Genomic DNA, 25,555 nt, shown 5'->3' on the forward strand with positions numbered 1-25,555 from the left:
GTCTCGCCCCGCTCTCTCATCGCAAGGCCACACTGTGTTCGACGTTGCTGTCTTCGGGTCCCTCTTTCTCACGCTATTTGTGATTATGGACCCGCCCGGGATCACCCCGATCTTCCTCGCCCTCACCGCGGGCCGTCCCGCGAAGACGCAGCGGCGGATGGCGTTGCAGGCCGTCGCCGTCGCGTTCGGCGTGATCGCCGTCTTCGGCGTGCTCGGCCAGCAGATCCTCGACTACCTGCACGTCTCCGTCCCCGCCCTGATGATCGCGGGCGGGCTGCTCCTGCTGCTGATCGCGCTCGATCTGCTGACCGGCAAGACCGACGAGCCGACGCAGACCAAGGACGTCAACGTCGCGCTCGTACCCCTGGGGATGCCGCTGCTCGCCGGTCCCGGTGCCATCGTTTCGGTGATTCTGGCGGTGCAGCACGCCGACGGCGTGGGCTCCCAGATCTCCGTCTGGTCCGCGATCATCGCCATGCACGTCGTGCTCTGGCTGACCATGCGCTACTCGCTGCTGATCATCCGGGTGATCAAGGACGGTGGCGTCGTGCTGGTCACCCGGCTCGCCGGGATGATGCTCTCCGCCATCGCCGTACAGCAGATCATCAACGGTGTCACCCAGGTCATCCGGAACGCCTGAGACACCGCGCGGCGCCCCGGCACCACAGCGCCCCCGCACGGTCGGACCGTGCGGGGGCGCTTCGTCTTATACGTCCACGGGGAACGCCGGAGCGTCCTTGCGTCCCCCCGTCACCAGGTGTTACGAAGCCGAGGTGTCGGCCGGGCGGATGTAGATGCGCTGGCCCACCGAGGCGGCCTGCTGCACGATCCGCTTGACGGAGGCGGCGTCCACGACCGTGCTGTCGACGGCGGTACCGTCGACATCGTCCAGTCGCATGATCTCGAAGCGCATATGGCTTCCCTTCGTCTGATCCTCCTGCTGGAGAACTACTGAAGGACGGGTGAACCCGTCCGCGAGGATGAGGAGCGCGAGACACGGAGGTCCCTCGCTCCCAGGGGGTACAACGGCTTGCCTCCTGCAATCATTCCCTACGCTAAGGAAATTTTTTGGATGTCTAAGCACCAGCCGTCACTCGCGCATACGCGGACCACGAGGTCCGTATGAACGACGTCGACGTCCGTGACCATCTCGACCGCACCAACGAGCTGCTGCAACGCGTGCTCGCCGAGGTCTCCAAGACACCTTCTACCCACGCGATCTTCGTCGACGCGGGCTATGTGTACGCGGCGGCGGGACTCCTCGTCACCGGCACCGAGGACCGCCGCTCCTTCGACCTCGACGCGGAAGGGCTGATCGAGGCCTTCATCGACAAGGCCCGCACGATCTTCGCGGACAGCAGGCTCCTGCGCGTCTACTGGTACGACGGAGCCAGGCGCCGTATCCACACGGTCGAGCAGCAGTCCATCGCCGAACTACCGGACGTCAAGGTCCGACTGGGCAACCTCAACGCCAACAACCAGCAGAAGGGCGTCGACTCACTCATCCGCACCGATCTGGAATCACTCGCCCGGCACCGGGCGATCAGTGACGCCGCGCTCGTCGGCGGCGACGAGGACCTGGTATCGGCCGTCGAGGCGGCGCAGGGGTACGGCGCCCGGGTCCATCTGTGGGGCATCGAGGCGGGGGAGGGGCGCAACCAGGCGGAACCGCTGCTCTGGGAGGTCGACAGCCAGCGCACCTTCGACCTCGACTTCTGCCGCCCGTACGTCACCCGTCGGCCCGTCACCACGTACGAGGACGACACCCCGGCGCCGTCGCGCGACGACGTCCGCTTCGTCGGCGCGCAGATCGCGGCGACCTGGCTCTCGTCCCGGGGCCGGGAGTCCCTCGCCGATCTGCTGCCGGGGCATCCCTATCTCCCCGGTTCCGTCGACCAGGACCTGCTGGTCGAGGCGGAACGGCTGCTCCAGCACTCGCTGCGCGGCCACGCCCATCTGCGACGGGCGCTGAGGGACGGTTTCTGGCAGCACCTCCAGTCCCAGTACTGACGTGGGGCGGGGCGCGGACCCGGTGCCGGGGGCCCCGACCGGGCCGGGATCAGGCGCGGCGGGGCGGACGGGCCGGACGGGGGGAGGCCGGAGCCGGACGCGCTTCCCGCGGGGGCCTGCCGGGTGCGGCGAGCCGCCGCACCGTGTTCGGCGGGTGTCCCGCCGGGTGGGGTGCGCCGGGGTTCATCGGGTCTCCCCGGGTCCGCCCGGGTTCGCGGGGCGTCCGCCTACAGGCCGTCCCAGAAGGAGACCAGCGCCTCGACCGTCCGCTCCGGGCGGTCCGTGTTGGGGGAGTGCTGGGCACCCTCGATCGTGGTGCGGCGCGCGCCCAGCCGCTCCGCCATGGCGTCGAGCGACGGCACCGGCCAGGTGTCGTCGTGGACGCCCGACACCACGTGCACGGGCAGCCCCACGGCGGCCAGTTCGACCACCCGGTCGGGCTCGGTCGCCAGCTGACGACCGGTGGCGATCAGCTGGGCGCGGTCGTGGCGCAGCCAGCGGCGGCGCAGGGCGTCACCGTCCGGGGAGGCGTCCTGCGGCGGGTCCAGTGCCTGCATCACCTGCCACACCTCGGCCATGGTCATCGTGGTGAGCGCGTCGCTGAGCATCCGTACCCGCTCCTGCTGGACCGGGACCACCCGCGCGGGGCCCGAGGACATCAGGGTGAGCGAACGGAACGGCGAGGCGTCGAGCAGTACGGCGGCGCGGGCGATCAGACCGCCGAGCGAGTGGCCGAGCAGATGGACGGGCGGACGGACGGGCCCGGTGGCCGCGCCGCTGTCCTTCGTGCCGCTGACCGCTGCGTCGTCGTCGGCGTCACCGTCCGCGTCGCCGTCCGTCGCGCCGAGCGCGATCGCCTGGGCCAGCACATCCCGCGCCAACTCGCCCTGGCTGTACGCCTCCTGACGGCCCGTCCCCTCCGTCTCGTACTGGCCGCGGCCGTCGACGGCGACCGCCCGGTAGCCGGCCGCGGTGAGCGGTTCCAGCATCGCGATGAAGTCCTCCTTGCTGCCGAGGTACCCGGGCAGCAGGAGTGCGGTCGCGCGTGGCGGGGTGTCCGGCGTGGCGTCCAGGACGGCGAAGTCGCCGCGCGGGGTACGGAGCCGATGGGCGCGGGCGCAGGGGGGCGGGGCAAAGGTGTGCGGCCGACTCATACGATCAGGCTATCGGTTGTCCGGGCGCGGGACGGCGGGGCGGGCGGTGACGCGGCAGGCGGTGACGGGGCCGGGCACCGTACGGCCGAACGGCCCCGGTCGTACCGCCGTGCGCGGTACGACCGGGGCCGTTCAGTGGTGGTGCGGGTGGTGCGGGGTCCGGTCGGCGATCAGCCTTCGGACGACGTGGCCGTCGCCGCTCGGGCACGGCGGCGGCGCGGCTTCGCCGGGGCCTCCGCGTCGGCGGACGCGGCCTCGGTGACGGCCACCGCCTCGGCGACCACACCGGCCTCCGCCTTCGCGGTGGTGGTGCGGGCACGACGGCGGCGGGGCTTCTCCTCGCCCTCGGCGGGGATCTCGACGGCCTTGTCGGCCTTCACGCTCTTCGTGGCCTTCGCCGCCTTGGCCGTGGCCGCCCTCTCGGTCGCCTTCTCGGTGACCGGCTTGGCGGCGGTACGGGCGGCCGGACGGCGGCGCGGCCTGGTCTCCGGCTCGGGCTCGGCGGCGGGCGCGATCTGGAAGTCGACCTCGTCCTCGGCGGGCCTGACCACCCGGGCGCGGCGGCGCGGCTTGGTGACGGCCGGGACCGCGGACTCCTCGACGACGGACGCCGTCTGGAACCCCGCCTCGGTCGCCGTGGCGACGGCCTCGGCCGGCTTGGCGGCGGCCCGGGAACGACGACGGCGCGGCTTGGCCTCGGTGGCCTCGTCCGCCACCGCGGTCTCCACCGGCGCCGCGGTCCCGACGGCTGCCGGGACCTGCGCCACGGCGACCGGAGCGGTGGTGACCGGCGTCTCGGCCACCGGCCTCTCGGCCGTTTCGGTGACGGTCCCCCCGGCGTCGGCGACGGCGTCGGACGCGCCGAGGCGGGTACGCCGACGGCGGCGCGGGGTACGCGGCTCCGCCGGCTCGGCGACCGCCTCAGCGGCGGGCGCGGGCACCGGGGCGGCCACGGAGGCGCCCTCTTCGGCGGCCGTGCCACCGCGGGTGCGACGGCGCTGGCGCGGCGTACGGACCGGACGCTCCTCACGGACCGGCGCGGGCGCGGCGGCGGACTTGCGGCCACGGCCGCCCGTCTCGCCGAGGTCCTCGACCTCTTCGGCACGCAGACCCGCACGGGTCCGCTCGGCACGCGGCAGGACGCCCTTGGTGCCCGCCGGGATGTCCAGCTCCTCGAAGAGGTGCGGCGACGTCGAGTACGTCTCGACCGGGTCCGGGTGCTTCAGGTCGAGCGCCTTGTTGATCAGCTGCCAGCGGGGGATGTCGTCCCAGTCGACCAGTGTGACCGCGATGCCCTTGGCGCCCGCGCGGCCGGTACGGCCGATGCGGTGGAGGTACGTCTTCTCGTCCTCGGGCGACTGGTAGTTGATGACGTGGGTCACACCCTCGACATCGATCCCACGGGCCGCGACGTCGGTGCAGACGAGGACGTCGACCTTGCCGTTGCGGAACGCGCGCAGCGCCTGCTCGCGGGCACCCTGGCCGAGGTCGCCGTGGACCGCGCCGGAGGCGAAACCGCGGCGCTCCAGCTGCTCGGCGATGTCGGCCGCCGTCCGCTTCGTACGGCAGAAGACCATCGCGAGCCCGCGGCCGTTGGCCTGGAGGATGCGCGCGACCAGCTCGGGCTTGTCCATCGAGTGGGCGCGGAAGACGTGCTGCGAGGTGTTCGCGACGGTCGCGCCCTCGTCGTCGGGCGAGGTGGCGCGGATGTGCGTGGGCTGCGACATGTAGCGGCGGGCGAGACCGATGACGGCGCCCGGCATGGTGGCCGAGAACAGCATCGTCTGGCGCTTCGGCGGAAGCATCTTCATGATCTTCTCGACGTCGGGCAGGAAGCCCAGGTCGAGCATCTCGTCGGCCTCGTCGAGGACGAGCGAGCGCACGTGCGAGAGGTCGAGCTTGCGCTGACCGGCCAGGTCGAGCAGTCGGCCCGGGGTGCCGACGATCACGTCGACGCCCTTCTTCAGGGCCTCGACCTGCGGCTCGTAGGCCCGGCCGCCGTAGATCGCGAGCACGCGGACGTTACGGACCTTGCCCGCGGTGAGCAGGTCGTTGGTGACCTGCTGGCACAGCTCACGGGTGGGGACGACGACCAGCGCCTGAGGCGCCTCGGTCAGCTTGTCCGGGGTGGCCCGGCCGGCCTCGACGTCGGCGGGAACGGTCACGCGCTCAAGGAGCGGCAGGCCGAAACCGAGCGTCTTGCCGGTGCCGGTCTTGGCCTGGCCGATGACGTCGGAGCCGGAGAGCGCGACGGGGAGCGTGAGCTCCTGGATGGGGAACGGGGACACGATGCCGACCGCCTCAAGGGCTTCGGCCGTCTCGGGAAGAATCCCAAGGTCTCGGAACGTAGTCAGGGTGCTGCCTCTTCTGTGAGACGCGGTGCGAGGCGAACGCTGGGGGTCGTACCGTGCCGGGGTTGGTCATCCGGCCGTGGATGGGCCGGGTGGCGCGGGACCACTGCCGTCGCTCGAGCGCTCGTGCCGCTGAGGGGGCCCCTCATCTGCGGTCGTACGGGAACGTACGCCCCGCGTGGAGGGCTGTCGGGTCGGAGCCGATCGGGCCACCGACCGGGCATCCTCATTCAATTTCGCGCACCGGACACAAGGAAAATGCTCAGTAAGCGCATTACCACTGTACCCCGGATTCGCGCATGTGTGTTGGGCGAATTCGTTGGAACGGTGTGACATCGGTTGCGTGCCGGGGCCGTGGACGGCCGCCCACCGCGGCCTTACCCCTGCCTCCGGGCGGGCTATTGTGCCGTTCATGGAGACGCCTGACAACGCCACTGCCACAACCGCCGAAGCACCCGCGCGCACCGGAATCGCCGCCCAGGACTGGGCCACCGCCTCGGCGGAACCGCAGTACCGCGCGGCGGTCGTGGACCTGCTGGGAGCTCTCGCCTACGGCGAACTGGCGGCCTTCGAACGGCTCGCGGAGGACGCCAAACTGGCACCGACCCTGGCCGACAAGGCGGCCCTGGCGAAGATGGCGTCCGCCGAATTCCAGCACTTCGAGAAGTTGACGGACCAGCTCACCGCCATCGGTGAGGAGCCGACGGCCGCGATGGAACCGTTCGCCAAGGCGCTCGACGACTTCCACCGCCAGACCGCCCCGTCCGACTGGCTGGAGGGCCTGGTCAAGGCGTACGTCGGCGACTCGATCGCCAGTGACTTCTACCGCGAGGTCGCGGCCCGGCTGGACACCGACACCCGTTCGCTGGTCCTCGCGGTGCTCGACGACACCGGGCACGGGAACTTCGCCGTGGAGAAGGTACGCGCCGCGATCGACGCCGACCCCCGGCTCGGCGGCCGGCTCGCGCTGTGGGCCCGGCGTCTCATGGGCGAGGCGCTGTCCCAGGCCCAGCGCGTGGTCGCGGACCGCGACGCGCTCTCCACGATGCTGGTCGGCGGGGTCGCCGACGGCTTCGACCTGGCCGAGGTGGGCCGGATGTTCTCACGGATCACCGAGGCGCACACCAAGCGGATGGCCGCGCTCGGACTGGCCGCCTGACCCGACGGAGAGACCTGCCGCCCGTCCCGGACGGAGAGCGGCGCCGGAGGGCCCGGCCCTCAGGCCGCCGCCGACCGGACCGGGCGGCGGCCACGCGGACGGACCAGCAGCGACAGCGTCACCGCCCCGACCAGCGCGGCACCCACCAGGTTCGCCGGGACATGACCGGGGCCCAGCACCGAGTGCATCAGGAACAGACCGAACAACGCACCCAGCGGCCCGGTCGCGAAGACCGTACGGCGGGTCGGCAGGCGGTTCGGGAGCGAGCGGAGCGACGCCCAGGAAAGGGCGAGTCCGAGCACGACGGAACCAAGAGCTTCCCAGATCACAGGCGATCACCTCGCGAAGTTGCGCGGCGGGCAAAAGGTCGTAGGTCGTACTACCCGAAGGTCGCGTACGACAACCCTGCGTACCGGCATTCCCCCCTGGAGAACCAGCGGCGGGCCGGCACCGGACCAGCGGGCACTCCGCCGGACGGGCGTGCGGGTGGGGGCGGGGGCGGAGGGGCACGGAAGGAAACCGGCTCGGGAAACGCGGCGGGCGCGGGGGCGCGGCGCACACGAAGAAGCGGCCCGGCGGGAAACACCCACGGGACCGCTTCTCGCCGGCTTCGCCGCACACCCCGGGTGGCACCGCCACCCGGTTGTTACAGCGCGCCGAACCCCACGCGCCGCGTGCTGGGCTCACCGATCTCCACGTATGCGACCCGGTCGGCCGGCACGAGGACCTTGCGGCCCTTGTCGTCCGTGAGACTGAGCAGCTGCGCCTTACCGGTGAGCGCTTCGGCGACCGCGCTCTCGACCTCATCGGCGGAAAGTCCGCTCTCAAGAACGATCTCCCGGGGTGCGTGCTGCACGCCGATCTTGACCTCCACGGCTATGTCCCTCCGACGGTCAGTTCCCTGCGCGGTGAACCGCGCCGTACGCACCACACATTAGCCCGGTGCGGGGATCGATCACGGGCGGACCGGCAACGCCCGCAGCGAACACGGACCGGGGACGCGGACACCGGCTACCGGCGCGCGCCGCGCTCAGTGCTGTTCGGGGCCGTTCAGCGGGAAGCCCGCGATGCCCCGCCAGGCCAGCGAGGTCAGCAGCTGCACGGCCGTGTCGCGCGGGATGCTGGAACCGCTGGACAGCCAGTAACGGGCGACCACCTGGGAGACACCGCCCAGCGCGACCGCCAGCAGCATGGACTCGTCCTTGGACAGCCCGGTGTCGCCCGCGATGACGTCGGAAATGGCCTCCGCGCACTGGAGCGAGACCCGCTCGACCCGCTCGCGCACCGCGGGCTCGTTGGTCAGGTCGGACTCGAAGACCAGACGGAAGGCGCCGCCCTCGTCCTCCACGTACGCGAAATAGGCGTCCATCGTCGCCTCGACGCGCAGCTTGTTGTCCGTCGTCGAGGCGAGTGCCGTGCGGACCGCCTGGAGCAGCGACTCGCAGTGCTGGTCCAGCAGCGCCAGATAGAGCTCCAGCTTTCCCGGGAAGTGCTGGTACAGCACCGGCTTGCTGACACCGGCCCGCTCCGCGATGTCGTCCATCGCGGCGGAGTGGTAGCCCTGCGCGACGAAGACCTCCTGCGCAGCGCCCAGCAGCTGGTTGCGACGGGCGCGGCGGGGCAGCCGGGTGCCCCGCGGGCGCGCCGCCTCTGTCTGCTCGATGGCTGTCACGCCGCCTCCCAAGTTCGTGATCAAGCACAGCTGTTCGGTACACGCTGCGCCGTACTGCCATCGTACTTTTCGGTAACCCGGGTGCGCGCGGCGCGGACGCAGAATTTCACGTACCGGACGGCAGCGACAGCCACGGACCCCCATGAGGGGCCGCGAACCGGCGCATATCAGCGGTATTCGTCCTCGTCCTGGGGCACCGCGCGCGACTGTTCCGCCACATCCGCCTCGTTCGCCTCGGCCGGTTCGGTCCCGGACTGCGGGTCGTCGCTCTCCGGCCGCACCTCGGTGTCCTGTTCCGCGGCGTCGGCCTCGGGTGTCTCCTGGTCCCGCTCGTCCGGCTGGATGTCCTCGAAGGTCTCCGGATCGCTGGGGTCGACCGTCATGGTGGCTCCCTCTCTCTTCTGCCTCGGGTGTGCCGTCTGCTTCGAGTGTGCGTCGGGGCGCCGCGATGTGTGGCCGTACACGGGGGACGCGTACGCGGGTGCACTCCGGGACGGACTTGCTCCGGGCCTGTTCCGGGCCCGGTTCGAGCCTAGGAGGTACCCCGTGAAGCCGCGATGCGATCTGTGACGGCGAACACACGAGCCGGGGTGTGATCCTCTCGTAACATTGCGGCATGTCCTCGACCGATCTGCCGGGCGTACAAGCCGTCGCCGCCGCTTCGGCCCCCACGGTGAGTCCTGTCGGAGCGGGCGAGGCGGAGAGCTTTCGCACCGTCACGCTCCCCGGGGCGACACTGGTGGTCCGTGCCCCCCGTGCGGACAGCACCGGACTGCCGCCCGCCCTCTGTCTGCACGGTCTCGGCGGCTCCTCGCAGAACTGGTCGGCCCTGATGCCGCTGCTGGACGACGTGGTGCGCGTCGAAGCGCTCGACCTGCCGGGTTTCGGCCACTCGCCGCCACCGGACGACGGTAACTACTCGATCGCCGGACAGGCCCGCACGGTGGTCAGGTTCCTCGACGCCGAGCGGCGCGGGCCGGTCCATCTCATCGGCAACTCGCTCGGTGGCGCGATCGCCACCAGGGTCGCCGCCGCCCGTCCTGACCTGGTGCGCACGCTCACCCTGATCTCGCCCGCGCTGCCCGAGATCCGGGTGCAGCGGCCCGCACTGCCCACCGGACTGCTCGCCCTGCCGGGGGTCGCTTCCCTGTTCGCCCGGATGACCGAAAACTGGACAGCGGAGGATCGCACGCGCGGTGTCATGGCGCTCTGTTACGGAGATCCGGGCCGGGTGGCCGAGGAGGGCTTCCGTGACGCGGTGGCCGAAATGGAGCGGCGGCTGGAACTGCCGTACTTCTGGGATGTGATGACCCGCTCGGCACGTGGCATTGTCGATGCGTACACACTGGGTGGGCAGCACGGGCTGTGGCGACAGGCCGAGCGGGTGCTCGCCCCGACCCAACTCGTGTACGGCGGACGGGACCAGCTCGTCTCGTACCGGATGGCACGCAGGGCGTCCGCGGCCTTCCGCGACGCGCGACTGCTGACGCTGCCCGACGCCGGGCACGTGGCGATGATGGAGTACCCGGAAGCGGTCGCGCAGGCGTTCCGGGAACTGCTGGACGAATGCGGCGGGAGCTGATCCGGGGCGTGGGACGACACAGCCGAAAAGGCGCCGGGACCAAGGGCCCCGAGGGAGAGGCGGCCACCGCGACAGCGGGCGCCGAACGCGGGGCGGCCCGGCCGGAGTCCGGCGTCGGTCGACGCGGACGAGCGGCCGAAGGGGCGACCGACGGGGGCGGAGACACGCCGTTCAGCGGTGCGCCCGAGGTACGCGGCGGGCACCCCGAACAGCGCGAACCGGGCGGCGGCTGGGGGGCCGGACCGGCCGCCCCGCCTCAGGACGGACAGGCGCGGGCGGGGGCCGGGACACCGTCGGCCGGTCCTCGGCTGCCCGAACAGCGGGACGGCGGCCGGGGGGCGGCCGAGCGGCGGACCGGGGACCGAGCGGACGAGCGGCAGACCCGTGACCGGGGGACGGACGAGCGGCGGACCGCCGGTCCGCGGACCGGTCGTCAGCGGACGCCCGGTCAGGACGCGGGGGCCGGCCGGGTGCCGGTGCCCGGTCAGGGCTCGGTGCCCGGACAGGGTGTGGGGCACGGTCAGGAAACCGCTTCCGGGCGGGAACCGAAGGACCCGGCGGCGAAAGTCCGCCAGCCCGGCGCCGGTGCGCTGATACCCGGCCCCCGGCGTGAGTTCGTCGAGGCGTTCGGCACGGAGCCCGCCGACCGGACCGAAGCGGCCGGGGAGCCCTCCTCCGGGGACGCCGGGCGGCCGCCCGGCGCCGGACAACCCCCGGGGGCGGCCCGCCGGCCGCCCGGCGAGCGCCCCGGGGCCGCCGCCAAGGGGGCCGGCAAGGGGACGCTGGGGCGCACGTTCACGGGGATCGCCGCTGCCGCCGTCACGACCGTTCTCGCGGTCGTCGTGGCCGGTCAGGTCGCCCATGACGCGAACGGGCGGTCCGTCACGACGGCGGCGGGCGTCGACCGGGACGACGCCGATCCGGCCTCCCGGTCGGCCCGGCACACCCCGGACACCAAGCCTGCGGAGGCCAAGCCGCTCTCGTACGAGGAGAAGATGGCCACGCCCTATCCGCTGGACCCGAAGCTCAAGGGGCCGGGCGCGTTCGAGGTGGTTCCGGGAGCGGCGAGGGCACCCGGCAAGGGGCGTAAGTACCGCTATCGGATCGATGCCGAGAAGGGGCTCGGTCTCGATGTCGGCCTTTTCGCCGAGGCGGTCCAGAAAACCCTGAACGACAACCGTAGTTGGGCGCACAACGGAGCCAAGACCTTCGAACGGATCTCCTCGGGCGAACCCGATTTCGTGATTACTCTGGCGAGCCCCGGAACCACCGGGGAGTGGTGCGAGAAATCGGGTCTGGACACCACTGTGGACAATGTCTCGTGCGATTCCGCGGCGACCGCCCGGGTGATGATCAACGCCTATCGCTGGGCGCAGGGATCGGCCACGTTCGGCCCGGAGAAGCTGCTGGCCTACCGGCAGATGCTGATCAACCACGAGGTCGGTCACCGGCTGGGGCACAACCACCAGAGCTGCGGTACGGCGGGGCAGCCGGCGCCCGTGATGCAGCAGCAGACCAAGTCCCTGGACATCGACGGCATCAAGTGCCTGCCCAACCCCTGGGTGTACCCGGGGAGTTGAGGGCGGGCCGTCGACGGCGGGCCGGTGCTCTGACGCGCCGTCGGCCTGCCGTCGACGCGTCAGCGGCGGGTGACCGACCGTGATCGCCGGTCCCCTTGGCGCAGCCAAACGCCGCTGAGGCGGGAAAGTTACGCCGGTTCACCCCTTTCGGTGGTGCGACGGACAACCGTCCGTCGCACCACCGTCGTATGCGCTTACGGTCGTCCCGCCGCGAGTCGCCGTACCGACGGTGGCCGTCCACAAGGGAGATCGGGGGTGTGCTCGTGCGGAACGGACTCCTCACTCATGGTGGTCGTCCGTACGCGACCGGTGAGACCGGGTGCCGGTGCGACCGGCCGGTGCGCGGGCTGTCGCGGCGCGAGTCCGGCCCGGAGCGGTCCGGGCCGTGCCGTACCGGCTCGCACCGCCGCCCCGCCCGGCCTCCTGGCCAAACGCTTCTCCGGAGTGCCACTGCCGCCGCCGGCGTCACCACGGGCCGTACCCGCGCCCGGCGCCGACGGGAGCGGTGCGACGCCGGCCGGACCGAGCCGCGCGCGGTCCACGCCGCCCTTCCCCCGAGCCGGGCATCCGCCCGGCCCACCCTCTGACCATGACGCCCCGCGGAGCCGACGCCGTGGGCCCGACCCATCACACCCGACACCCAAGGAGACACCGGACATGACCCCCCAATCCCCAGTACCGGCAGCCCGCCGTCGGCACTCAGGGGGCGCGCGATGAGGGTGCTGCTGCTCGGAGCCAACGGCTTCCTCGGCCGGTTCGTCGCCGACCGGCTGCTCGCCGACCCGGCGGTCCACCTCACGGCGCTCGGCCGGGGGGACGACGCCGATGTGCGGTTCGACCTCGCCGGGGGCAGTCCCGGAGCGCTCACCCGCTTCCTGGACGCCGTCCATCCCGGAGTCATCGTCAACTGCGCCGGCGCGACCCGGGGCGGCGCGCGCGACCTGACCCGCCACAACACCGTCGCCGTCGCCACCGTCTGCGAGGCCATGCGCCGCAGCACCTGCAGCGCCCGTCTCGTCCAGGTCGGCTGCGCGTCGGAGTACGGGCCCTCGCAGCCCGGTTCGTCGACGGCGGAGGACGCGGTGCCGCGTCCCGGCGGTCCGTACGGCGTGAGCAAGCTCGCCGCCACCGAACTCGTCCTCGGCTCCGGCCTCGACGCCGTCGTCCTGCGGGTCTTCTCGCCGGTCGGCCCCGGCACCCCGGCGGGCTCCCCGCTCGGCCGGCTCGCCGAGGCGATGCGCCGCGCCATGCAGTCGGGCGACGGCGAGCTGAAGCTCAGCGGACTCGGCGTGCAGCGCGACTTCGTCGACGTACGGGACGTCGCCCGCGCCGTCCACGCCGCGTCGCTCTCCGCGGCGCAGGGCGTCGTCAACATCGGTACCGGACGCGCCGTGCGCCTCCGGGACACCGCCGCCGTCCTGGCCAGGGTCGCCGGATACGCGGGCGCGCTCCACGAACTCGACACGCCCCCCGGCCGGGTGACCATCGGCGCCCCCCGGACCTCCCCCGAGTCGGTCATCGAACACCTCTCGGCGACGCCGTCCCCGTATCCCGACGGCTGCGGTGCCTGGCAGCAGGCCGATGTGCGGACCGCCCGCGACCGACTCGGCTGGCGTCCCCGGATCAATCTGGAGGAATCGCTCGCAGATATCTGGATGGAGGCCGCGTGCCGGATCTGACCACCGTCCGGACCGGCCGGGGCATCGGCGGCGGGCATACCGCCCCATTCGCGACACTGCCCGAATACTGGGACGAAAATGTCTCGCGGATCGGACCCGCTATCTCGGAATGAGAAAGGGCGTGGCAGTGTTACCGGAAGAACAACCGTACGTAGCTGAAGTACGTAGAATCCGACCACCTGCATTGTTGAGGTTCCTGTGTCGCTGCCACCCCTGGTCGAGCCAGCTGCTGAGCTCACCGTCGACGAGGTCCGCAGGTACTCCCGCCACCTGATCATCCCGGATGTCGGGATGGACGGGCAGAAGCGGCTGAAGAACGCGAAAGTGCTCTGCGTCGGCGCCGGCGGACTCGGCTCACCGGGTCTGATGTACATGGCCGCGGCCGGCGTCGGCACGCTCGGCATCGTCGAGTTCGACGAGGTCGACGAGTCGAACCTGCAACGCCAGATCATCCACAGCCAGGCGGACATCGGCCGGTCCAAGGCCCAGTCCGCCAAGGACACGGTCCTCGGCATCAATCCGCTGGTGAACGTGGTCCTGCACGAGGAGCGGCTCGAAGCCGACAACGTGAAGGACATATTCGCCCAGTACGACCTGATCGTGGACGGCACGGACAACTTCGCCACCCGCTATCTCGTCAACGACGCCGCGGTACTGCTGAACAAGCCGTACGTATGGGGGTCCATCTACCGCTTCGACGGCCAGGCGTCGGTCTTCTGGGCGGAGCACGGTCCCTGCTACCGCTGCCTTTACCCGGAGCCGCCGCCCCCCGGCATGGTCCCCTCCTGCGCCGAGGGCGGCGTGCTGGGCGTGCTCTGCGGGTCCATCGGCGCCATCCAGGTCAACGAGGCCATCAAGCTGCTCGCCGGCATCGGTGACCCGCTGGTCGGCCGGCTGATGATCTACGACGCGCTGGAGATGTCGTACCGCCAGGTGAAGGTCCGCAAGGACCCCGACTGCGCGGTCTGCGGCGAGAACCCGACCGTCACCGAACTCATCGACTACGAGGCCTTCTGCGGCGTCGTGTCCGAGGAGGCGCAGGAGGCGGCCGCCGGTTCGACGATCACTCCCAAGCAGCTCAAGGAGTGGATCGACGCGGACGAGAAGATCGAGATCATCGACGTCCGCGAGCCGAACGAGTACGAGATCGTCTCGATCCCCGGCTCCCGGCTGATCCCGAAGAACGAGTTCCTGATGGGCAACGCCCTCCAGGACCTGCCGCAGGACAGGCGCATCGTCCTGAACTGCAAGACCGGTGTCCGTAGCGCCGAGGTCCTCGCGGTCCTCAAGTCGGCGGGCTTCGCCGACGCGGTGCACGTCGGCGGCGGTGTGATCGGCTGGGTCAACCAGATCGAGCCCGAGAAGCCGGTGTACTGAGCCGAGCGCTCAGTTCCATGACCGGCGCGGTCGGCCGGGAACGGAACACACGAAGGGACGGGTCCGCGCCAGCGGGCCCGTCCCTTCGTCGTCCCATGTCACGCGGTCATGAACAGATCGTGCCGTCCGCCGGTACCTTCCCGTCCAGGAAGTACGCGTCCACGGTCGACGTCACACACCCGCTCACACCGTACGAGCCGTGCCCCTCGCCCTTGTTGGTGATCAGGACGCCGACGCCCCCGCCCAGCTCGTCGGCCATCTTGCGGGCGCCCTCGTACGGCGTCGCGGGATCGCCGGTCGTGCCGACGACCAGGACCGGGCCCGCGCCGGGCGCGCTCACCTCGGGATCGGTGTGCTCGCCCTCGACCGGCCACTTCGCACACCAGCCCGCCGTGTCCCACGCCAGGAACGGGCCGAAGACCGGGGACACCTTCCGGAACTCCGGCAGCAGCGCCCGCGCCTCGGCGGCGGTCGGCCTGGGCCTGCTGTCCGCGCAGGAGATGGCGCGCTGCGCATGGCTGGCGGTGCTGTAATGCCCCTTCTCGTCACGGTCGTTGTACGCGTCGGCCAGCCGCAGCAGCGCGTCTCCCGTGCCGTGCTGCTCGGCCTCGTCCAGCGCCTCGGTCAGATAGGGCCAGTTGCTCTTGGAGTAGAGCGGCATCACGATGCCGGTGATGGCCAGCGACTCGGTGAGTTCGCGGCCCGAGGAGGTCGGCAGCGGCCGCCGGTCCATCCGTGCCAGCAGCTCGGCGATCCGCCGGGTGCCCGCCGCCGGGTCCTGGCCGCGGTCCTCGAAGTAGTTCTCCAGTGCCCGCTGGAAGCCGGTCGCCTGGTTGCGGGCGTGGCCCACCGTGTCCGCCGTCGGATCGACGACCGCGTCCAGGACCGCGCGCCCCACGTTCTTCGGGAAGAGGTGCGCGTATGTCCCGCCCAGCTCCGTACCGTACGAGATGCCGAAGTACGTCAGTCTCCGGTCGCCCAGCACCTGCCGGATCAGGTCCAGGTCACGGGCGGCGTTCGTCGTGCCGACGTACGGCAGCACCTTGCCCGAGCGACGCTCGCAGCCCGCGCCGAAGGCCGCACCATCGGCCAGGAACGCCTTCTCCTCCGCCGCCGTGTCCGGGGTCATGTCGATCGTCCGGTTGGCGGCCTCCTGCTCCTCGTCGGTGCGGCAGTCGACCCCGGCGCTCCTGGCGACCCCGCGCGGGTCGAAACTCACCAGGTCGTAGCGGGCGTTGAGCTTCCCGTACCGGTGCGCGGCGTTCGGCAGGGTGTCGACGCCCGAACCGCCGGGACCGCCGAAGTTGAAGAGCATCGAGCCGATCCGGCGGTCCTCGTCACGGGCCTTCTTGCGGATCAGCGCGATCCCGATCGTCTCGCCGGCCGGCTCGGCGTAGTCCAGCGGCACCTTGACCGAGGCGCACGTCCAGGAGGAGTCCGGCGCGTCGCCCCGCTCGGGGGCGGCGCAGCGCCGCCAGTCCGGCCGCTGGGAGGTGAGCGACGCGGGCAGCCCGGGGGAGCCGGTGGGCGGATCGGCGTCGGGACCGCTCCCCGCGCCCCGCTCCGCGCCGGCCCGGGGGGAGGACGCGCCCTCCCCCGTACCGCTGTCGCAGCCCGCGAGGACCCCCGCCAGCAACAGCGCCGAGACGGCCAGCGCTCCCGCGCGTACATGTGCGACCACGTGTGTGTCCCCCTGACCAGGCACCTGTGCTGAGCGGCCCATGCTAAAGGCTGTCCCATTCCCTGGTGGCCCCTACCGACAGACCGTGCCGGCCACCGGGACGTCACCGTCGAGCAGATACCGGCCGACCGCCTTCTGCACGCAGGCGTTGCCGCTGTTGTACGCGCCGTGGCCCTCGCCCTTGTACGTCATCTCGACGCCGACACCCTTGCCCAGTTCGTCGGCCATCGCCTTCGCGCCCTTGTACGGGGTCGCCGGGTCGCCGGTGTTGCCGATCACCAGGATGGGGGCGGCGCCCGGCGCGCTGACGTCCGGGGTGTCCCAGGCGCCCGCTACCGGCCAGCCGGTGCACGACATCAGGCCCCAGCCCAGGTAGTCGCCGAAGAGGGGGGACGCCTTGCGGAATTCCGGGAGCTTCGCCCTGGTCTGTTCGAGGGTGAACCGCTGTTTGGAGTCGGCGCAGTTGATCGCGGTGTTGGCCGCCTGCGAGTTGTCGTAACGGCCGTCCTCGGAGCGGCCGTTCAGCGAGTCGGCGAGGGCGAGGAGCAGGGCGCCGTTGCCGCCGTCCGCCTCGTCGAGGCCCTGTTCGAGCAGCGGCCAGCTCTCCTTGGAGTAGAGCGCGGACGCGATGCCGGTGGTGGCCTGGGTCTGGGTCAGCCGACGGGCTTCGAGCCCCGGGACCGGCCGCTCCTCCAGCTTGCCGAGGAGATCGGCGATCCATGCCTCGACCTCCTTCCCCGAGGAGCCGGGGAGCTTGCAGGAGTCGCCCCGGTGCGCGCAGTCCTCGGTGAAGTTGTCGAGGGCGAGCTGGAAGCCCCTGGCCTGTGCGAGGGACGACTGTTCGCTGTCCTCGGTGGGATCGACGACCGCGTCGAGGACCGCCCTGCCGACCTTCTTCGGGAACAGGTGGGCGTAGACGCCGCCCAGTTCGGTGCCGTACGAGATGCCGAAGTAGTTCAGCTTGTCGTCGCCGAGCACCTGGCGCAGCAGGTCCAGGTCGCGGGCGGCGTTCTCGGTGCCGACGTAGGGGAGTTCGGTGCCCGAATGCCGCTCGCACGCCGCCACGTACGCCTTCATGTCCCGGGCGACGGCCTTCTCCTCGGCGGGGTCGTCGGGGGTGGCGTCCTGTTCGAAGTGGGCGTCGAGCTGTTTGTCGCTCATGCACTTCACGCCCTTGCTGCGGCCGACCCCGCGCGGGTCGAAGCTCACCAGGTCGTAGCGGGTGCGCAGGGCGTCGTAGTCCGTGCCGAACGCGGGCAGGGTGGCGACGCCGGAGGCGCCGGGCCCGCCGAAGTTGAAGACGAGGGAGCCGATCCGCTTCCTGGGGTTCGCCGCCTTGGCGCGGACGAGGGCGAGTTCGATGGTGTCGCCGTCGCGCTTCGCGTAGTCGAGCGGGACGCGCATCGACGCGCACTCCCAGAGCGCGCCGCCGGGCAGCGGGGACGGGGAGGTGCCGCCGCCCTGGGAGTCGGCCGGGGCGCCGCACGGCTTCCACTGCGGCTTCTGGGCGGCCAGGAAGCCGGCGTTCGCGGCGCCGGGGGCGTTCGAGGCGGGGGCCGTTCGCGGCCGGCCCGGGTCCGTACCGCTGCCGGGGTCCGAGCAGGCGGCGAGCGGGAGCAGCACGACGGTGGCGGCGAGGGCAGCGGTACGTACGGCGGGGGTGGTCCTCATGGGCCCATCCTGCGGCGGGGCGCACACGGGCGCGCGGGGCGCCGGTCCATGTGGGTGGCGCGCACCCGCCGGGGGTTTGCCCGGCGGGTGCGGCGGCCCGCGCGTGTGGCCCGCGGGTGTGGACCGCGCGTCACTGACGGGTGCGGACGTGTGCCGTCCCGGCCGCGGTGGTGTCCTGCGGCCGTCGCGCGGTCAGAGAGCGCCCTTGCGGGTCAGGTGGTTGAAGCAGATCCAGCCGGGCAGGACCGGCAGCCACAGGGTCAGCAGCCGGTAGAGCAGCACGGCGGGTGCCGCGACCTCCTTCGGCAGTCCGACCGCGATCAGACCGAGTGTCAGCGCACCCTCGACCGCGCCCATGCCGCCGGGGGTCGGCGCGGCCGAGCCCAGGGCGTTGCCCGCGAGGAAGACGACCGCGACGCTGGCGTAGCTGAGGTGCGGTACGTCCGGTCCGCTGAACGCCCGTACCGAGGCGTCCAGGCACATCACGAAGAGCCCGGTCAGCAGGAGCATGCCGCCGATGCCGGTGAGCAGCTTGTGCGGGCGCTGCACGACGTCGAGCATCCGGGGGACGACCCCCGCGAACAGCGAGCGCACCCGGGTCACCACGAACTTCCGCAGGAACGGCACCGCCGTCACCACCAGCACCAGCACCGCCACCGTCAGCAGCCCGGCGATCACCGTCCTGGACGGGGTGAGCGAGGACGGGGTCTTCTCGGTCCCGGTCAGATAGCCGAAGGCGGCCAGCAGCAGGGTGTGGCAGCCCAGACCGAAGAGCTGGGAGGCGCCGACGCTCGCGACGGCGAGCCCCGGTCGCACCCCGGAACGCTGGAGGAACCGCGTGTTCAGGGCCACTCCGCCGACCGCCGCCGGCGCGACGATCTTCACGAAGGACCCGGCGACCTGCGCCAGCACGGTCTTGCCGAAGGGCACCCGCTCCGGCACGAAGCCCAGCAGGCTCATCGCCGCCGCGACGTAGCTGAGCGCCGAGAAGCCCACGGCGGCGGCCACCCAGCCCCACTCGGCCTGTTCGACGACGGCGCCGAAGTCGGCCTGGGTGACCTGGGAGATCAGGAAGTACGCGGCGATGGCACCCGCGATGAAACTGAAGAGGGTACGGGGCTTGATCCGTTCGAGCCGGACGGGTTCCACCGGCGCCTGCGGCCGGATCAGCAGCACCTGCTGGCGGATCTGGGAGAGCAGGTCCTCCTCGCGGGCCTCGTCCAGCGCGTCGTCTATGGCCCGCTTCTCGGCCTGTTTCTCGGTGCGGACGGACTTGCGGGAGATCGCGTCGTCCGGCCCCCGGGAAGCGAGGGTGGAGCCCGCCGGGGCCGACTCCTCCGCCTTGGCGCGCTTGATGGCCTGCGAGGCGTCGAGCACCGCCTCACGCTCGCGCTGCGACCGCTCACGGGCGAGCCTGCGCAGGGCGGCCCGGGTGGACCGGCTGAGCGCGATCGGCTGGAGCAGCGGCAGACAGTCGGCGACGGCGTCCGGCCCGAGGACCTTCAGCGCGGCGGCGACGGCACGCTCGGGGCCGATCCGCAGACCGGTCGTCGTGAGGAGCTGGGCGACGTCCATCCGCAGGATCAGATCGCCCGCGGCGATCTCGCCGCCCCGCAGATCGGTGACGAAGACCTTGCCGGAACGATCCACCAGGATCGCGTCCCCGGTGAGTCTGCGGTGCGCGATCCGTCGCGACTGGAGTGCCTTCACCTGCCGCCAGGCGCCGCGCACCAGATCGTCGGTGATGTCCTCGTCGGTCAGCGCGTCGAGGGAGCGTCCGCCGATGTGTTCGTACACCAGCATGACGGCGTCCGGACCCAGCTCGGAGGTGGCGATCAGCTTGGGGGCGTTGGCCCCGGCGGCGATCGCCGCGTACGCGAGGAGCGCTTCCTGTTCGAGGGCCTGGCGCAGCGACTGGATGGACCGGCTCTGGGTGATGCCGCGCAGGGTGAGTCTGCGCCACACCCGGTAGAAGAAGCCCTGCGCCTGTTGTTCACGGTCGACGACCGTGACGTCGAGCGGTGGCCCGTCCTCCAGGGTGACCTGGTAGCGCCTGCCGCGGTCGTTCTGGTCGGGCGAGTCGGGAAGGTCCTCGGCGCGCATCGCGTTGACCGGCCGGAACCCGACGTGGCGCAGACCGGCCATCAGGTGCTGACCGGTCGGCCGGACGTTCGGCGAGCCGACCGCGTACAGCGTGCCGTACGCCACGCTCCAGCCGATCAGCACGGTCAGGACGATCGAGAACGCCGTGGTGTAGCCGCCGACCAGCATCGCGAACGCGTCGAGCAGCAGCACCACCCAGAGCACGACCCGCCACCGTGGCCGTCTGGCCATGCCGACGGCGGTCATGTAGGCGATGACGGGCGCGAGATAGCCGTGTACGGGATCGGTGAGGGCGTCACCGGGCTGCGGCTGGGTCAGGGCGTTCTGGATGGTGCCGGGGGCCGATTTGGCGACCCAGAGGTCGGTGGCGAGGGTGACGCCGTGCGCGAGCACGGCGGCGAGCACACCGTCCGCGATCCGCAGGCCGTCGCGTTTGATCAGGCGCTCGATGGCGAAGGCGACCGGTACGAGCAGCACGGCGATGCTCGACACGAGCCCGGCGAGCTTGATCAGCAGATCGGGAGCCTGGCCGGTGCCGTTGTTGATGTCCTCTTCGAGACCGGCGGCGGTGCCCTGGGCGAAGGCGGCGACCGTGAACAGTACGACGATCGCCAGGACGCCGATGAGCAGCCGCAGCAGGTCTGAGGGGCGGTGCACCCGGGCGGGGAGCAGCGGCTCGTCCCCGGATACCCGGTCGACCCAGGTGTCCTCGGTGGCGGCGAGGGTGGAGCCCGCCAGGTGTTCGGGACCGGTGGTGGGGTCGGCCTTCGGGCGACCGGTACCGGTACCGGGGCCGGAGGTGCGGTCGGTGCCGGTGGTGTCCGATCCGTGCGCGGGTGTGCCGGAAGTGCCCGATCCGTTCTGGTGCGGCTCGGCATCAGAGGCGTCGGCCGCCTTCGGTGGCTGCACGCCCTGCTCCTTCGTCGCCTCTGATTGGTCTTCGTGTTCTCGTATCACCGGTCACCGCCCGCATGATGGTGGCACGACCTGTGGACGGAGGAAGGTATCAGGGTGTGCTGGGCGGGTGCGCGATGCGCAAGATACGCTCCTTTGCTTCCGGCCGCACACTCCGTACTCGGGCGGACACGGCACCTGTCCCGGGTGTCGGTGACGTACGGCAGTATGTATCGGATGAGCGAAGACCGGACGGCCAGTCGCGGGCCGGACGACGCGGGGACGGGCGCGGGCGGTTCGGGCGGTTCGGGCGGTGAACTGCCGGAGTACGCGGAACGGGTGCTCGACGTCAGCGAGCTGATCCCGCCCGGCCGGGTCATGACCTACGGGGACATCGCGGAGTGGCTGGGCGACGGCGGCCCGCGCCAGGTGGGCCGGGTCATGGCGCTGTACGGCGGGGCGGTGCCCTGGTGGCGCGTGGTCCGCTCGGACGGCGCGCTGCTGCCGGGGCACGAGCTGCGCGCGCTGGACCGCTACCGCGAGGAGGGCACACCGCTGCGCGGGGCGTCGCGCCAGGCGGACGGGCATCTGCCGCGCATCGACATGAAGCGGGCACGATGGGACGGTGCCGAGGGGACACACGGTCCCGAGGCGCCCCACGCGACCACCGGGGCCGACGGACGCCGGAGCGCCGACAGCCCGGTGAGTGACGACAGCGCGGTGAGTGACGAGACCGTGATGAAGAACGAGAGGAAACACATCTGACAGCCTGGGCCATCCGGCGGTACGGCGTACGGCGCCGGGCCCGTACGGCTTCGGCGCCGTCGGCGTAGCGTCGTCGGTACGCGGCACGCTCCGCCCCCTCATCACCAGCACACCCACCAGGACCGGCGACCCACGTGAGCTCATCCCCTTTCACCCGGAACAGTCCGCACCGCCAGGCACGGCAGCGGACCCCGGGTGCGTACCGACTGGTGCGCACCCCGCCGGGCTCCGTGGACCCCCCTCTCCTGGACGCGGCGCAGCACGCCGTGGTTGACCACGCCGGCGGCCCCCTGCTGGTGCTCGCGGGACCGGGCACCGGCAAGACGACGACGCTCGTCGAAGCGGTCGCGGCACGGGTCGCCCGGGGCGCGGACCCGGCCCGCATCCTGGTCCTCACCTTCAGCCGCAAGGCCGCGGTCGAGCTGCGCGACCGGATGGCGACGCGGCTCGGCGCCGCACGCGGCCCGCAGGCCACCACCTTCCACTCCTACTGTTACGCCCTGGTCCGCGCCCACCAGGACGCCGACCTCTTCGCCGATCCACTGCGGCTGCTCTCGGGTCCGGAACAGGACGTCACCGTCCGTGACCTGCTCGCCGGTCAGCTGGAGCTGGAACGGGACGGCCGCGCGTACATCCGCTGGCCGGACGAGCTGCGGGCCTGTCTGACCACCCGCGGTTTCGCCGACGAGGTGCGCGCGGTGCTCGCCCGCAGCCGGGAGCTGGGCCTCGGTGCGGACGCCCTCGCGGACTTCGCCCGCCGCACCGGCCGGCCCGACTGGGGCGCCGCCGCGAAGTTCCTCGCCGAGTACCTGGACGTGCTGGACGCCCAGGGGGTGCTGGACTACGCGGAGCTGGTGCACCGCGCGGTGCTGCTCGCGGAGCGGCCCGAGGTGGCGGCCCGGCTCGCCGGGCAGTACGACGCGGTGTTCGTCGACGAGTACCAGGACACGGACCCGGCGCAGGTACGGCTGCTCCACGCGCTCGCCGGGAACCAGGGGGAGGCGGGCGGCTCCCGCCGGAGCGGCGGGGGTGCCGTGGACGGGCCTGGCGGTGGCAGGACACTGATCGCGTTCGGCGACCCGGACCAGTCCATCTACGCGTTCCGCGGCGCCGACGTGAACGGCATCCTCGACTTCCCGGACACCTTCCGGCGGGCGGATGGCGGACCGGCCCCGGTCGGCGTCCTCACCACGTCCCGCCGCTCCGGTGCGCAGCTCCTCGCGGCGACCCGGCTGCTCACCCGCCGGATGCCGCTGACCCGTCTGCCCTCGGACAAGGTGCGCGCCCACCGCGAGCTGGGCGCCGTCCGCGAGGGCGGCAGGGTGTCGGCGTACACCTACCCGACCGCGTCCACCGAGCTGGAGAACATCGCCGACCTGCTCCGGCGCGCGCACCTGGAGGACGGGGTGCCGTGGAACGAGATGGCGGTTCTGGTACGCGCCGGGGGGCGCACGATCCCCGCCGTGCGCCGTGCGCTCACCTCCGCCGGCGTGCCTCTGGAAGTGGACGGCGAGGATCTGCCCCTGCGCCACGAACCGGCGGTCGCCCCGCTGCTGACCGCGCTCCGCACGGTGGCGACGGCGGCCCTGCGGCCGAAGCGGCGCACGCCGGGCCCGGACGGGGACGGGGACGCGGATGCGGGCGCGGATGCGCCGGGCCTGGACGGGAATGTGCTGGACAGGGACGGTGGCGCTCCGGGAACGGCCGGGGAGGCTCCGGGAACGGCCGGGGAGGCTCCGGAACCGGGCGGGGAGGCTACGGAACCGGGCGGGGAGGCTACGGAACCGGGCGGAGATGTGCCGGAACCGCAGCCGGAACCGGAGACCGCCGAGAACCCCGAGCCCGCCGGCACTCCGGCGACCCCCGGCACTCCGGAGTCCCTGGTTTCACTCCCTCCGGAGTCCCCGGCCCCCCTCCCCGCAGTGGTGGCCTCCTGGCTCGACACCGAGACCGCTCACACCCTCCTCACCTCCCCGCTCGGCGGCATGGACGCCGCGGATCTGCGCCGTCTGGGCCGGGCGCTCAGGGACGAGGAGCGCGCCGCCGGGAACCGCGTACCCCCGCCCTCGGGCGAACTGCTGGCCCGCGCGCTCGCCGAACCGGAACGTCTCGTCACCCACGATCCCGCGTACGCCCGGGGCGCACAGCGGCTCGGTGCGCTCCTGCGCAAGGCCCGTGAACTCCTCGAAGGCGGTGGCACCGCCGAAGAAGCCCTGTGGGAACTCTGGTCCGGCACCCCCTGGCCGGGGAGGCTCGAACGCGCCGCGCTGCGCGGCGGCGCCGGCGGGCGCAACGCCGACCGCGACCTCGACGCCGTCTGCGCGCTCTTCGACGCCGCCGCCCGCGCGGAGGAGCGGACCGGCGGACGCGGGGCCCTCAACTTCCTCGAAGAGGTCGACGCCCAGGACATCGCCGCCGACACGCTCTCGAAGCGCGCGGTGCGCCCCGACGCCGTACGGCTGATGACCGCGCACCGGTCGAAGGGCCTGGAGTGGCGACTGGTCGTCGTCGCGGGCGTGCAGGAGGGACTGTGGCCGGACCTGCGCCGCCGCGGTTCGCTCCTGGAAGCGGACCGGATCGGCAGGGACGGTCTCGCCGAACCGCTCACCCCCGGCGCCCTCCTCGCGGAGGAGCGCCGGCTCTTCTACGTCGCCGCTACCCGGGCCCGGGAACGCCTCGTCGTCACCGCCGTCAAGGCGCCCGCCGACGACGGGGACCAGCCGTCCCGCTTCCTCACCGAGCTGGGTGTCGAGCCGCGCGATGTCACCGGACGCCCCCGGCGCCCCCTCGCGGTCGCCTCGCTCGTCGCCGAGCTGCGCGCCACCACCGTCGATCCAGCCGTCTCCGACGCCCTGCGCGAGGCCGCCGCCCACCGCCTCGCCGTCCTGGCCGCCCTCACCGACGAGGAGGGCCAGCCACTCGTCCCGGCCGCCCATCCCGACCGCTGGTGGGGTCTGTTCGAGCCGACCCGTTCACAGGTGCCGCTGCGCGACCGCGACCACCCCGTCGCGCTGTCCGGCAGCGCGCTCGACCAGCTCGCCAACGCCTGCGCGTTGCAGTGGTTCCTCGGACGCGAGGTGAAGGCCGACGCCCCGGCGACGGCCGCGCAGGGGTTCGGCAACGTGGTGCACGTACTCGCCGACGAGGTCGCCTCCGGCCGTACCCCCGCGGACCTGGACGTTCTGATGGCACGCCTCGACTCGGTCTGGGACGGCCTCGCCTTCGACGCGCCCTGGAAGTCCCAGCAGGAGAAGGAGAACGCCCGCGTCGCCCTGGAACGCTTCCTGCGCTGGCACGTCATGGACCGCGCGGGCCGGGCCACCGTCGCCAGCGAGCACGACTTCGACGTGACGCTCGGAGCGGGGGAGTACGAGGTACGGATCAGGGGCTCCATGGACCGCGTCGAGACGGACGCCGACGGCCGGGCGTACGTCGTCGACTTCAAGACCGGCAAACAGGTGCCGACCAAGGACGAGGTGGCCCGTCACCCTCAGCTGGCCGTGTACCAGCTGGCCGTCCGGGAAGGAGCCGTCGACGACGTACTCGACGGTCGGCGCCCCGTGCCGGGCGGCGCCGAACTCGTACATCTGCGCCAGCCCGCCTCCACGAGGAAGGGCCACGAAACCCTGCCCAAGGTCCAGGCGCAGGAGCCTCTGCCGATGGGTCCCGGCGGACCGGACGGGGAGCCGGCGGGTTCCGGCGGTCCGGACGGTGAGGCGGGCGACTGGGTCTCCGACCTGCTGGCCACGGCGGCCGGGCGGGTCCTGGACGAACGGTTCACCCCCACCACCGGCCGGCAGTGCGCCCAGTGCGCGTTCCGTGCCTCGTGCAGCGCCCAGCCGGAAGGCCGGCAGATCCTGGAGTGAGGCGCCGGCGG

Annotated in this window: 19 protein-coding genes; 9 read left to right on the plus strand and 10 right to left on the minus strand. The window is 72.2% G+C overall.

Translation table 11 applies throughout. The features are described from left to right. Positions 1-34: 34 nt before the first annotated feature. Positions 35-640, plus strand: coding sequence for a MarC family protein (locus PZB75_RS21560; protein ID WP_275536938.1), 606 nt, complete (start codon positions 35-37; stop codon positions 638-640). A 120-nt stretch (positions 641-760) separates the two neighbouring features. Here the strand turns inward: PZB75_RS21560 and PZB75_RS21565 are convergent, their stop codons facing one another. After that, positions 761-913: a hypothetical protein gene (locus PZB75_RS21565; protein WP_275536939.1), complete on the minus strand. Its 153-nt coding sequence runs from the start codon at positions 911-913 to the stop codon at positions 761-763. Positions 914-1,122: 209 nt separating this feature from the next. Here PZB75_RS21565 and PZB75_RS21570 point away from each other — a divergent pair, with 209 nt between their 5' ends. Beyond that, complete coding sequence (locus PZB75_RS21570; RefSeq protein ID WP_275536940.1) at positions 1,123-2,010, plus strand: NYN domain-containing protein; 888 nt, start codon at positions 1,123-1,125, stop codon at positions 2,008-2,010. A gap of 227 nt (positions 2,011-2,237) precedes the next feature. Here the strand turns inward: PZB75_RS21570 and PZB75_RS21575 are convergent, their stop codons facing one another. Both PZB75_RS21575 and PZB75_RS21580 read right to left on the minus strand, forming a co-directional pair. Beyond that, positions 2,238-3,164 (minus strand): alpha/beta hydrolase, encoded by a 927-nt coding sequence (locus tag PZB75_RS21575; RefSeq protein WP_275536941.1) that lies wholly within the window; start codon positions 3,162-3,164, stop codon positions 2,238-2,240. A 170-nt stretch (positions 3,165-3,334) separates the two neighbouring features. Then, positions 3,335-5,452, minus strand: coding sequence for a DEAD/DEAH box helicase (locus PZB75_RS21580; RefSeq protein ID WP_275536942.1), 2,118 nt, complete (start codon positions 5,450-5,452; stop codon positions 3,335-3,337). A gap of 475 nt (positions 5,453-5,927) precedes the next feature. Between PZB75_RS21580 and PZB75_RS21585 the strand changes: the two genes are divergently transcribed. Further along, positions 5,928-6,674, plus strand: a complete 747-nt coding sequence (locus tag PZB75_RS21585; protein WP_275536943.1) for a ferritin-like fold-containing protein — start codon at positions 5,928-5,930, stop codon at positions 6,672-6,674. Between the two features lie 59 nt (positions 6,675-6,733). Here PZB75_RS21585 and PZB75_RS21590 read toward each other — a convergent pair whose 3' ends face one another. From PZB75_RS21590 to PZB75_RS21605, 4 genes are all read right to left on the minus strand, one after another. Then, a complete protein-coding gene (locus tag PZB75_RS21590; protein ID WP_275536944.1) occupies positions 6,734-7,003 on the minus strand; it encodes a hypothetical protein in 270 nt (89 codons plus the stop codon). Between the two features lie 317 nt (positions 7,004-7,320). Continuing rightward, positions 7,321-7,548, minus strand: coding sequence for a DUF3107 domain-containing protein (locus tag PZB75_RS21595; RefSeq protein WP_275536945.1), 228 nt, complete (start codon positions 7,546-7,548; stop codon positions 7,321-7,323). A 156-nt stretch (positions 7,549-7,704) separates the two neighbouring features. Beyond that, positions 7,705-8,346, minus strand: a complete 642-nt coding sequence (locus PZB75_RS21600) for a TetR/AcrR family transcriptional regulator (RefSeq protein ID WP_275536946.1) — start codon at positions 8,344-8,346, stop codon at positions 7,705-7,707. A gap of 167 nt (positions 8,347-8,513) precedes the next feature. Then, a complete protein-coding gene (locus tag PZB75_RS21605; RefSeq protein WP_275536947.1) occupies positions 8,514-8,729 on the minus strand; it encodes a hypothetical protein in 216 nt (71 codons plus the stop codon). Positions 8,730-8,962: 233 nt separating this feature from the next. On the opposite strand from PZB75_RS21605, the gene PZB75_RS21610 reads away from it, so the two are divergent. From PZB75_RS21610 to moeZ, 4 genes are all read left to right on the plus strand, one after another. Further along, positions 8,963-9,928 carry an alpha/beta hydrolase gene (locus PZB75_RS21610; protein WP_275536948.1) on the plus strand — a complete coding sequence of 322 codons (966 nt, stop codon included), beginning with the start codon at positions 8,963-8,965 and terminating at the stop codon, positions 9,926-9,928. After that, positions 9,913-11,508: a DUF3152 domain-containing protein gene (locus PZB75_RS21615; RefSeq protein ID WP_275536949.1), complete on the plus strand. Its 1,596-nt coding sequence runs from the start codon at positions 9,913-9,915 to the stop codon at positions 11,506-11,508. The genes PZB75_RS21610 and PZB75_RS21615 overlap by 16 nt, the downstream gene beginning before the upstream one ends. A 713-nt stretch (positions 11,509-12,221) precedes the next feature. Next, positions 12,222-13,187 (plus strand): NAD-dependent epimerase/dehydratase, encoded by a 966-nt coding sequence (locus PZB75_RS21620; protein WP_275536950.1) that lies wholly within the window; start codon positions 12,222-12,224, stop codon positions 13,185-13,187. Between the two features lie 198 nt (positions 13,188-13,385). Continuing rightward, complete coding sequence (gene moeZ / locus PZB75_RS21625; protein ID WP_275536951.1) at positions 13,386-14,564, plus strand: adenylyltransferase/sulfurtransferase MoeZ; 1,179 nt, start codon at positions 13,386-13,388, stop codon at positions 14,562-14,564. A 106-nt stretch (positions 14,565-14,670) separates the two neighbouring features. On the opposite strand, the gene PZB75_RS21630 is transcribed toward moeZ, so the two are convergent. The 3 genes from PZB75_RS21630 to PZB75_RS21640 all read right to left on the minus strand — a co-directional run bounded on the left by PZB75_RS21630 (position 14,671) and on the right by PZB75_RS21640 (position 20,928). Next, the gene (locus PZB75_RS21630) at positions 14,671-16,245 is read right to left on the minus strand and encodes an alpha/beta hydrolase (RefSeq protein WP_275536952.1); all 1,575 of its coding nucleotides are present in this window, start codon (positions 16,243-16,245) and stop codon (positions 14,671-14,673) included. A 72-nt stretch (positions 16,246-16,317) separates the two neighbouring features. Then, a complete protein-coding gene (locus PZB75_RS21635; protein ID WP_275536953.1) occupies positions 16,318-17,916 on the minus strand; it encodes an alpha/beta hydrolase in 1,599 nt (532 codons plus the stop codon). A gap of 192 nt (positions 17,917-18,108) precedes the next feature. Then, a complete protein-coding gene (locus PZB75_RS21640; RefSeq protein ID WP_275536954.1) occupies positions 18,109-20,928 on the minus strand; it encodes a lysylphosphatidylglycerol synthase transmembrane domain-containing protein in 2,820 nt (939 codons plus the stop codon). 222 nt (positions 20,929-21,150) lie between these two features. Here PZB75_RS21640 and PZB75_RS21645 point away from each other — a divergent pair, with 222 nt between their 5' ends. Beyond that, positions 21,151-21,678: an MGMT family protein gene (locus tag PZB75_RS21645; protein WP_343286253.1), complete on the plus strand. Its 528-nt coding sequence runs from the start codon at positions 21,151-21,153 to the stop codon at positions 21,676-21,678. A gap of 134 nt (positions 21,679-21,812) precedes the next feature. Next, positions 21,813-25,544: a UvrD-helicase domain-containing protein gene (locus tag PZB75_RS21650; protein WP_275536956.1), complete on the plus strand. Its 3,732-nt coding sequence runs from the start codon at positions 21,813-21,815 to the stop codon at positions 25,542-25,544. The last annotated feature ends 11 nt before the right edge of the window (positions 25,545-25,555 follow it).

The sequence above is a fragment of the Streptomyces sp. AM 4-1-1 genome (genome assembly GCF_029167625.1).
In the GTDB taxonomy this organism is placed as follows: domain Bacteria; phylum Actinomycetota; class Actinomycetes; order Streptomycetales; family Streptomycetaceae; genus Streptomyces.